Genomic DNA, 9,224 nt, shown 5'->3' with positions numbered 1-9,224 from the left:
TTATTAGATAGTTTTTTATATCTAGTTGTTTACATGCGTTCTTATATTTGATTGATTTTATATTTTTTAAAATCTTATGTTGTAAGAGACTAAATATAAAATTAGAAACATAAACGAGTAATTGTATGAAAAGAATATTTATTTTATTGTTCTTAACTCCTTTTTTAGTATCTTGTGCAGCATCACCTCTTGGAGATGCCGTGAATGCGATAGGGGGACAGAGGGCTGAAACAATGAATGATATAGTTGCAGCTTGGGTAGGAGCCAGTGAGCAGGAGCTGGTTTCGAAATGGGGACCACCAAGAAATAGTTATACTTTATCTAATGGAAATAGGGTGATTTCATATAATTATGAATATAGTGTTGGTATGTCAGATTTCTTTTGCGAGAGAAAATTTTTGGTTGAACATGGTACAATTACAAAATGGGGAATCCGTGGCAAATGTCAGGTTAATGGCAAAGTAGTACTCATTCCAAAAAGCACTCCGATTCCACAACCAACGATGTAAAGATCATTTAACAGATTATCAGCTAAAGTCATTTCTTGTTTGGAATGACTTTATAGTCTGTCTTAATATTTTTAAATCAGGCTATGCTTATATTGGATAAATCCTGTTTTATCTGCGATACGATCATATAACAACTGGGCAGTATGATTATCCGCTTGCGTCAGCCAGTACACACGATCAAAGCCACCTTTACAGACCTGATAGGTATGTTCGATCAGTTTGCAAGCTAAGCCCTGATTTCTATAATTTTCATCTATAAAAAGGTCTTGCAAATAACAATATGGTTTCTCAGTCCACATGCTCATATGCGAAATAAGGTGGACAAATCCCACGATATTTTCATTTATTTTTATAGCGAAACCGAACATATCCTTTTGTGCAGGATTTGTGATTCGCTTCCAAGATAAACTTATTTGTTCTTCACTCAAGCTTGATTTATAAAATGTTAAGTAGCTTTGCCATAGAGGATGCCATTGATCAAAAGAAATATCTGATAACGGAATGATTTTAATGCTCATCTTATCTCCAATTTTGATTTGTTTATGAGATTTTGGAATATGAATATAAAAAATCGAGCAAAAGAATCGACTTTTAAATCACTATAATGAATAAATATTCTCATATGTGTAATAAGCACTCATTTTTAATAGCCGGTGTTGTCGATGTCAATAACTGAGGAAAGACTTACTCATCTTAAACAGCTTGAAGCTGAGAGTATTCATATCATTCGTGAAGTAGCTGCCGAATTTGAAAATCCGGTCATGTTGTATTCTATCGGTAAAGATTCAGCGGTCATGCTACATCTTGCTATGAAAGCATTCTATCCTGCAAAACTCCCATTCCCATTACTGCATGTTGATACAGGCTGGAAATTTAAGGACATGATCAAGTTCCGCGATGAAATGGCGAAGAACTATGATCTGGATATTATTGTCCATCAAAATAAAGAAGGTGTTGATGCGAATGTAAATCCATTTGATTATGGTAGTTCAAAATATACCGATATTATGAAAACTCAAGGCTTAAAACAGGCTTTAGATAAGTACCAGTTCGACGCTGCTTTTGGTGGTGCACGCCGTGATGAAGAAAAATCACGTGCAAAAGAACGCGTTTATTCATTCCGTGATTCAAAACATCGCTGGGATCCGAAAAACCAGCGTCCAGAACTCTGGAATCTTTACAACGGTAAAGTGAATAAAGGTGAAAGTATTCGTGTATTTCCACTATCAAACTGGACTGAGCTCGATATCTGGCAATATATTTTCCTTGAGCAAATTCCTATAGTTCCTCTTTATTATGCTGCTGAGCGTCCTGTGGTAGAGCGTAGCGGTACACTGATCATGGTTGATGATGAGCGTATGCGTTTACATGAGGGCGAAGTTCCACAAATGAAATCTGTACGTTTCCGTACATTGGGCTGTTATCCATTAACAGGTGCAGTTGAGTCAACTGCAAGTACCTTACCTGAAATTATTCAGGAGATGCTTTTGGCCACAAGTTCAGAACGTCAAGGTCGTATGATTGACCATGATGAAGCTGGTTCGATGGAAAAGAAAAAGCAAGAAGGTTATTTCTAAAATCACCGCTTAACCCTGTCTTTTATGAAACAGGGGCGAATCCTTTGATTAAAACGGAGTAAAGCTTTCCTTAATCAAAGGCGGATTTAAAGAATATGATTTCAAAAGAATTTGTGGAGCTGTGAGCAATGTCTCATCAATCAGAATTGATTAGCCAAGATATCTTGGCATATTTAAAACAACATGAACAAAAAGACCTTTTGCGTTTTTTGACTTGTGGTAATGTGGATGATGGCAAAAGTACCCTGATCGGTCGTTTACTATATGATTCAAAATTGATTTATGAAGATCAATTACAGGCAGTAACCCGTGATTCTAAAAAAGTAGGAACTACAGGTGATGCACCTGACTTGGCACTACTTGTTGATGGCTTGCAAGCTGAACGTGAGCAAGGGATTACCATCGATGTGGCTTATCGTTATTTTTCTACTGAAAAACGTAAGTTTATCATTGCAGATACTCCAGGACATGAGCAATATACGCGAAACATGGCAACTGGTGCGTCTACTGCGGATCTTGCGATTATCTTGATTGATGCACGCTATGGTGTGCAAACACAAACACGTCGTCATACATTCATTGCAAGCCTTTTAGGTATCCGTAATATCGTGGTTGCGATTAACAAAATGGACTTGGTTGAATTTTCTGAAACTCGTTTCAATGAAATTCAAGCTGAATATGACAATTTTGTGAGCCAGCTTGGTGATCGTCGTCCTGAAAATATTCTGTTCGTGCCGATTTCAGCATTAAATGGTGATAACGTTGTAAACAAATCAAGCAATACGCCTTGGTACAACGGTAAAACCTTGATGAATATCTTGGAAACCGTAGAAATTACACGTGATACCAGTAAGCATGAATTCCGTTTTCCTGTTCAATATGTAAACCGTCCTAACCTTGATTTTCGTGGTTTTGCAGGCACGATAGCATTAGGTGAAGTTCGTGTTGGTGATGAGATCATCGCATTACCATCAGGTAAAAAGTCTACAGTTAAAGAAATCGTAACCTATGATGGGAATCTTGATCATGCGATTGCGGGTCAGGCAGTTACGTTGACATTAAATGACGAGATTGATATCTCACGTGGTAACATGCTGGTGAAAGCAGGTGAACAACCTCTTATTTCACGTCGTGTAGATGCTTCTGTTGTATGGATGAATGACCATCCTCTGGTTGTTGGTAAGTTATATAATATCAAGATTGGCACCCAGACCATTCCTGCGAAAGTCACTAAAATCAACTACCGTACCAATGTCAACACACTTGAGCATATGCATGTTGAGCAACTTGATCTCAATGCGATTGCTAATGTTGTAGTCGAGTTTGATGCACCAGTTGTATTTGATCGTTATCAAGATAGCCGCTATACAGGTTCATTTATCTTTATTGACCGTTTAAGTAATGTTACTGTCGGTGCTGGTATGGTTGAAGCAGCCATAGAATGGACTGCTGATAGTACTCCTGTCACTGCGGAAGATCGTGCGGCACGCTTAGGACAAAAACCAGCGGCGGTTCAAGTATCGAGTGTTGCAATTGAACAAGCTCAAAAAATTGAAAGCTTATTGATCCAGCAGGGTATTGTTGCGATTGCAAAAGCTGGTTTAAGCACTGAGCAAGTAGCACTTGTACGTGAAACAGGTATAGTTGTGTTGACCACGTTAGAACAAGGAACTGACGTAAGTTTCTTGACAGAAAATGTTGAAGAACTTGCAGAGCAAGTTGTCAAATTAGTTCGATTATAAGATTGGACTAATGAATTAACCCGCCCATCAGGCGGGTTTTTTTGTTATGAGTTTTTAGCTTTCCTATAAACCAAATAAACACCGGTTAATATTGCTACGATTCCAGCATAATCAAAAAGATGTAACTGAGTTCTGAAAATGATATAGTCCAGAATCAGTGTGACCAATGGAACTAAATAAAATAAGCTCGTGGTATTGACCAGATTTCCAGATTGTAAGAGCTTATAGAATATCAATTGGGCAAATACCGATATTATGACACCTTGCCATAAAACTGGAATCCAGAAAGCATAATTCATTTCAAAATCAAAAGACTGAAATGGAATAATTAATAAAATAAAAATCAAAGATAAGGAATACTGTAAAGGGAGTACTTGCCAAGGTTTTTCTGCAATTTTCCGCTGTAAAATTACACCAATAGTAATACAGGTCAGGCATAGAATAGACGAAATAGTCGCAAGTAATGAGAGTTTGTTCACAAAGATATTGTTGTAAACCAGAAAAATAATACCAATGAAACTTAAAATTAAGCCTGTGAACTTAACAGCAGAATAACTTTTCTCTGTAATAAAAAACGTTAAAATGGGTTGTAAAGCCAAGATAGTTGCAAGTAACCCAGGGGAAATACCAAATTCCAAGGACAGGAAATAAAACAGTGTATACCCAGTGATCAGAAATATTCCTGTTAAAGCAACATATTTAAAAGAGGTATTTTGTGGCAAGAATTTTTGCTTCGAGAATACACAAAAAATTAAAATCAGAATGGTAGCGATGAGAAACCTAAAAAATAAAAAAGGGATCGTTGAACCATGCTGTAGTCCCCATTTTGTAAAGATTGCAGCACTTCCCCATAGGAGAACAAATAGTGCAATATAGAAAGACCTTTCATATTTTATATTCATCCATTAACTCGTTTTTTTAATTGGTAAGTTTTCGATATTTTAGCCGTATTTATAAATGTGAAACCGTTGTTGTATTGTTTCGATATTAATCATTATTTTTTAAGGGATTATGACTATAAAAATGTTTGGAGCTGATGACTGCTATCCATCATGAATGATGTCTATTTTTTACTATTTATTTAAAATCAATCAATTATTTTAGTCATGGTGTGATTCTATATCTAACAGGTTGAAAAATAAAAATGCCAGCTAATTTTTGATTCGCTGGCATTAGGACGACAATAGGTTTGATTAGAAAAGTTATCAAGTCTCAAAATTATTAAACTCACCCAAGACTTTTTTAAATTGTTGTTTGCAGTAATCACATTGATAGGTCATGACTTCAATAGATCGTTGCACCAGTTTTAGTTTGCCATGACATTCATCTTTAGGACAGGATAAAAAAAGATCAGTATCATTTTCAAAAAGAAAATCATGTACAAAATTGTCACTCATCACAAACTCCCCAAATTGAGTTATTTAAATTTAATTTTTTTATCAAAATAAGCATAAAACTGATTTATACATAAGTCCACTATTCTTCATCTTGGTCAAGCTTTATGTTCAAATAGAGTAAAATCTTAACAATGAAATAAAGGCAGGGTTTAGCATGTCAGCTCAAGGTACGATGAAGCAGGTGATTATCAAGGAAGCGGGTGGTCCTGAAAACTTAATATATGAAGAAACTCAAATACCTGCACCTAAAGCAGATGAAGTCTTGGTTAAAGTACATGCTTTTGGGATTAACCGGCCAGATATTTTACAGCGTCAAGGGCTTTATCCGATGCCACCAGGTGTTACTCCAGTACCAGGGCTTGAAGTCGCTGGTGAAGTTGCTGCGATAGGTTCTGATGTTACCCGATATAAAGTGGGGGATAAGGTTTGTGGATTGACGAATGGTGGTGGTTATGCTGAGTATTGCGTCGTTCCAGAGCCACAAACGCTGTTTATTCCAAAGGGAGTAAGTTTTGCAGAGGCAGCGGCAATTCCTGAAACCTTCTTTACAGTTTGGGCAAATGTGTTCCAAATGGGTAAGGCTAAACAGGGTGAAACGGCATTGATTCATGGTGGTACTAGCGGTATTGGCACTACAGCACTAATGTTATGTAATGCTTTTGGAATCAGAACATTTGCGACAGTTGGTTCTGATGATAAAGTTCAGGCAATTTCCAATTTAACTGATGCGATAAATTATAAGACTCAGGATTTTGAAGCTTATATTAATGAAAAGACAGATAATAACGGTGTTGATATTGTTCTGGATATTGTAGGTGCCCCATATCTGGAGCGTAATTTAAGTTTGCTTCGTAAAGATGGACGTCTGGTTTATATTGCATTTTTAGGTGGAGCAAAAGCCAAAGAAGTAAAACTTGGTCCAATCATGATGAAGCGTTTAACTATTACTGGTTCTACGATGCGCGCCCGAAACACACAGGAAAAAGCTGAAATTTCAGCAGATCTACATCAGCATGTATGGCCTTTACTTGAAAAAGGACAATGCTTACCGATGATTTTTAAAACCTTTAAATTTGATGACATCGTGGAAGCCCATAAAGCGATGGATGTCGGTGATCACGTAGGGAAAATCGTGGTTGAAGTGATTTGACCTGATTCTGTACATAATAAAAACAAAAAAGAGCAACAATCGTTGCTCTTTTTCATCAATTTAATTTATTGAATATCGGGATGCTGATCGGCCAATTTCTGGCGTTTTTCCTGAAGTTCTTCAATTTTCTGGTCGATATTTTCAATCTTTTGTTCCAGATTTTCATGATATTCTTCAAGTAACTCAACGGCTTCCTCTTCATTGGTTGCCATGGGAATACCGCCAACCAGAGGTTTATTTGCTGTTTCTTTGAGATAAATCGCAGTGATCAGACCAAATACGCCACAGACCATTAAATAATATGCAGGTATCATCAAATTCTGTGTTGTTTCAACCAGTGTTGCAGTAATGGTTGGTGTTAAACCTGCAATCACCACAGAAAAGTTAAATGCAATTCCTAATGCACTATAACGAATCTCTGTTGGAAATAGTGCAGGGAGGGTAGAAGCCATAACTCCGACAAACATATTAAGACTTAGGGCAAGAATTAATAAACCTAAGAAAATCTGGTAAGTTACACGACTGTCCAACAAAACAAATGCAGGATATGCAAACAAAATCAGAGCGAAGCTACCAATAAAAATAAACGGGCGGCGACCGAATTTATCACTGAGCCAGCCGATGATGGGTTGTACAAACAGCATACCGATCATGACTGCAATAATAATTAACACACCATGACTTTCAGAATAGCCTAAGTTATGAGAGAAATAACTTGGTAAATACGTCAAAAGCATGTAATAGGTTACATTGGTACAAATGACAAGTCCAATACACACCATGAGTGAACGTTTATTATTGGCCAATACTTCCTTGAAACTAAATTTCTTAGGTTTTTGTGAAACCTTATTTTCACTATGCTGTTGATAAACAGGAGTTTCATCAAGTGCATTTCTCAGATATAAACCAATTATCCCGAGTGGGAGTGCGATAAAAAATGGAATACGCCAGCCCCATTCGGCAAAGTTTGTTTCGCCAACCAGATAGGTAATGAATGAAACAGTACCAGCACCTAAAACAAAGCCCGCAATTGAACCAAAATCGAGCCAGCTTCCCATAAATCCACGTTTACGGTCAGGTGAATATTCGGCAACAAAAATTGCCGCACCTGCGTATTCTCCACCGATAGAAAACCCCTGGGCAATTTTTACGATTAATAAAAGAATTGGTGCCCAAATGCCAATGGTTTCAAAAGATGGAATCAATCCAATACCGAAGGTACTGAGTGACATGATGATAATCGTGATAGCGAGCACTTTTTGCCGACCATATTTGTCACCCAATCGTCCAAAGAAGATTCCTCCTAAGGGTCTGAAGATAAAGGGTACTGAAAATGTTGCAAGTGCTGCAATCATCTGCACACTTGGTGACGCATCTGGGAAAAATACTTTACCAAGTACATAGGCTACATAACCGTAAACACCAAAATCGAACCATTCAATTGCATTACCAAGTGCAGCAGCTGTGATTGCCTTTTTGGTTTTTTGGTTATCGATGATGTTAATATCATCCAGTTCAATGGGTTTAGTTTTTCTTCTGAATCCGCGCATGTATTAACCTAATATATAAGTAAAACCAATGCATAGATTTGTTGAAAATCTATAAAAATGATTGATTTAAAAAGAGAGAATAGAAAATTTGAAGCGAAGTTAATTTAGGTAAATGAACCATAAAACTTGCTAAAAAGAAAAAACAAAATGTTTTCATATGCTTACAATTTTACTATGGATTAAATAATGTTCTGTTTAAAGTTAGGCTTTTAATTGTGTAGAAACTGTTATTAAAAATTTACAGAACTTTACAAATGTGCTTAGGTATAGTAAAGAGCGTGGTCGTTTATTTATCATTACATAAATTAGAGCACTGGATGGACATATGTACATCATATTAAAATTAAATCTGCAAAATTAGCCTGACAACTTACTTACCTGATCATTGGAAACTTTCTTTATATGATTAAATTTAATAACAAAGGAATATGTTTTGAGCATTGCTAATAATTCTGCTTCATGTGTTGTGATTACAGGTGGTAGTCGTGGTATTGGTTTAGGATTGGCGAAAGCATTCTTAAATTTTGGTTGGTCTGTGGTCATTTCAGCTCGGAATTCGGAACAGTTAAATCGAGTTGTAAGTGAACTGCAAAGCGAATTTGATGAGCAGAAAGTATTCGGCGTGTGTTGTGATGTAACACGCCCGTCCGATGTGGAAAATCTCTGGAGCGAATCCATTCAATATTGTGGACAGGTAAATGTCTGGATCAATAATGCAGGTACGTGCAATGCTGCCAAAGCATTGACTGAGATAGTGCCCTCCGATTTAGAGCATGTCGTTCAAACCAATATTTTGGGTTGTATGTTAGGGTCGCAAGTTGCTTTAAAAGGAATGTTAAAGCAAGGTTTCGGCCAGATTTATAATATGGAAGGTTGGGGCAGCCGTGGTGAATGGAGTGCGGGTATGACGCCTTATGCCACCAGTAAACGTGCTGTTGGATATTTTACCCATGCACTTTATAAAGAGACGAAACATAGTAATATCCAGGTTGGAACTCTAAGCCCAGGCATGGTAGCAACAGATCTGTTGATTTCATCTTGGCAAGAGGGGGAAGCTAAAAACTGGCAAAAGATGAAGTGGCTGTTTATGTTTATTATTGATCCACCTGAACAAGTATGTCGCTACTTGGCTAAACGTGTTACCCAAAATCATAAAACCAATGTTCGTATCGTATGGATGACACCGATGCGTTTGTTGTCACGGTTTTTTCAGCCGTATTATTGGCGTAGAAATCCTGTGAAAGGGACAGCTTTGGATGAGTTAAAGTAGTTTTTAAACTACTTTAACTCATCCAAAGC

General features: G+C 37.0%; 9 protein-coding genes. 5 read left to right on the top strand and 4 right to left on the bottom strand.

Annotated elements, in window-relative coordinates:
• Positions 1–125: 125 nt before the first annotated feature.
• A complete protein-coding gene (locus KPC_RS14880; RefSeq protein WP_121975149.1) occupies positions 126–509 on the top strand; it encodes a putative periplasmic lipoprotein in 384 nt (127 codons plus the stop codon).
• A gap of 71 nt (positions 510–580) precedes the next feature.
• On the opposite strand, the gene KPC_RS14875 is transcribed toward KPC_RS14880, so the two are convergent.
• Positions 581–1,027 (bottom strand): GNAT family N-acetyltransferase, encoded by a 447-nt coding sequence (locus tag KPC_RS14875; RefSeq protein ID WP_121975148.1) that lies wholly within the window; start codon positions 1,025–1,027, stop codon positions 581–583.
• A 150-nt stretch (positions 1,028–1,177) separates the two neighbouring features.
• On the opposite strand from KPC_RS14875, the gene cysD reads away from it, so the two are divergent.
• Complete coding sequence (gene cysD / locus KPC_RS14870) at positions 1,178–2,086, top strand: sulfate adenylyltransferase subunit CysD (protein WP_171334515.1); 909 nt, start codon at positions 1,178–1,180, stop codon at positions 2,084–2,086.
• A 128-nt stretch (positions 2,087–2,214) separates the two neighbouring features.
• Positions 2,215–3,828, top strand: a complete 1,614-nt coding sequence (gene cysN / locus KPC_RS14865; RefSeq protein WP_121975146.1) for a sulfate adenylyltransferase subunit CysN — start codon at positions 2,215–2,217, stop codon at positions 3,826–3,828.
• Between the two features lie 44 nt (positions 3,829–3,872).
• Here the strand turns inward: cysN and KPC_RS14860 are convergent, their stop codons facing one another.
• A complete protein-coding gene (locus KPC_RS14860; RefSeq protein ID WP_121975145.1) occupies positions 3,873–4,730 on the bottom strand; it encodes a DMT family transporter in 858 nt (285 codons plus the stop codon).
• Between the two features lie 303 nt (positions 4,731–5,033).
• Positions 5,034–5,225 (bottom strand): hypothetical protein, encoded by a 192-nt coding sequence (locus tag KPC_RS14855; RefSeq protein ID WP_121975144.1) that lies wholly within the window; start codon positions 5,223–5,225, stop codon positions 5,034–5,036.
• 154 nt (positions 5,226–5,379) lie between these two features.
• On the opposite strand from KPC_RS14855, the gene KPC_RS14850 reads away from it, so the two are divergent.
• Complete coding sequence (locus KPC_RS14850; protein WP_121975143.1) at positions 5,380–6,375, top strand: NAD(P)H-quinone oxidoreductase; 996 nt, start codon at positions 5,380–5,382, stop codon at positions 6,373–6,375.
• A 65-nt stretch (positions 6,376–6,440) separates the two neighbouring features.
• Here the strand turns inward: KPC_RS14850 and proP are convergent, their stop codons facing one another.
• Positions 6,441–7,925, bottom strand: coding sequence for a glycine betaine/L-proline transporter ProP (gene proP, locus KPC_RS14845; RefSeq protein ID WP_121975142.1), 1,485 nt, complete (start codon positions 7,923–7,925; stop codon positions 6,441–6,443).
• Between the two features lie 433 nt (positions 7,926–8,358).
• Between proP and KPC_RS14840 the strand changes: the two genes are divergently transcribed.
• Entirely contained in the window at positions 8,359–9,195 is an 837-nt protein-coding gene (locus KPC_RS14840) for an SDR family NAD(P)-dependent oxidoreductase (RefSeq protein ID WP_121975141.1), read from the top strand.
• Positions 9,196–9,224: the final 29 nt, after the last annotated feature.

It is taken from the genome of Acinetobacter stercoris, assembly GCF_900323515.1.
GTDB classification, from domain to species: Bacteria; Pseudomonadota; Gammaproteobacteria; order Pseudomonadales; family Moraxellaceae; genus Acinetobacter; species Acinetobacter stercoris.
The sequence above is the reverse complement of the archived record's forward strand: the minus strand, read 5'-3'. Positions and strand labels throughout refer to the sequence as shown.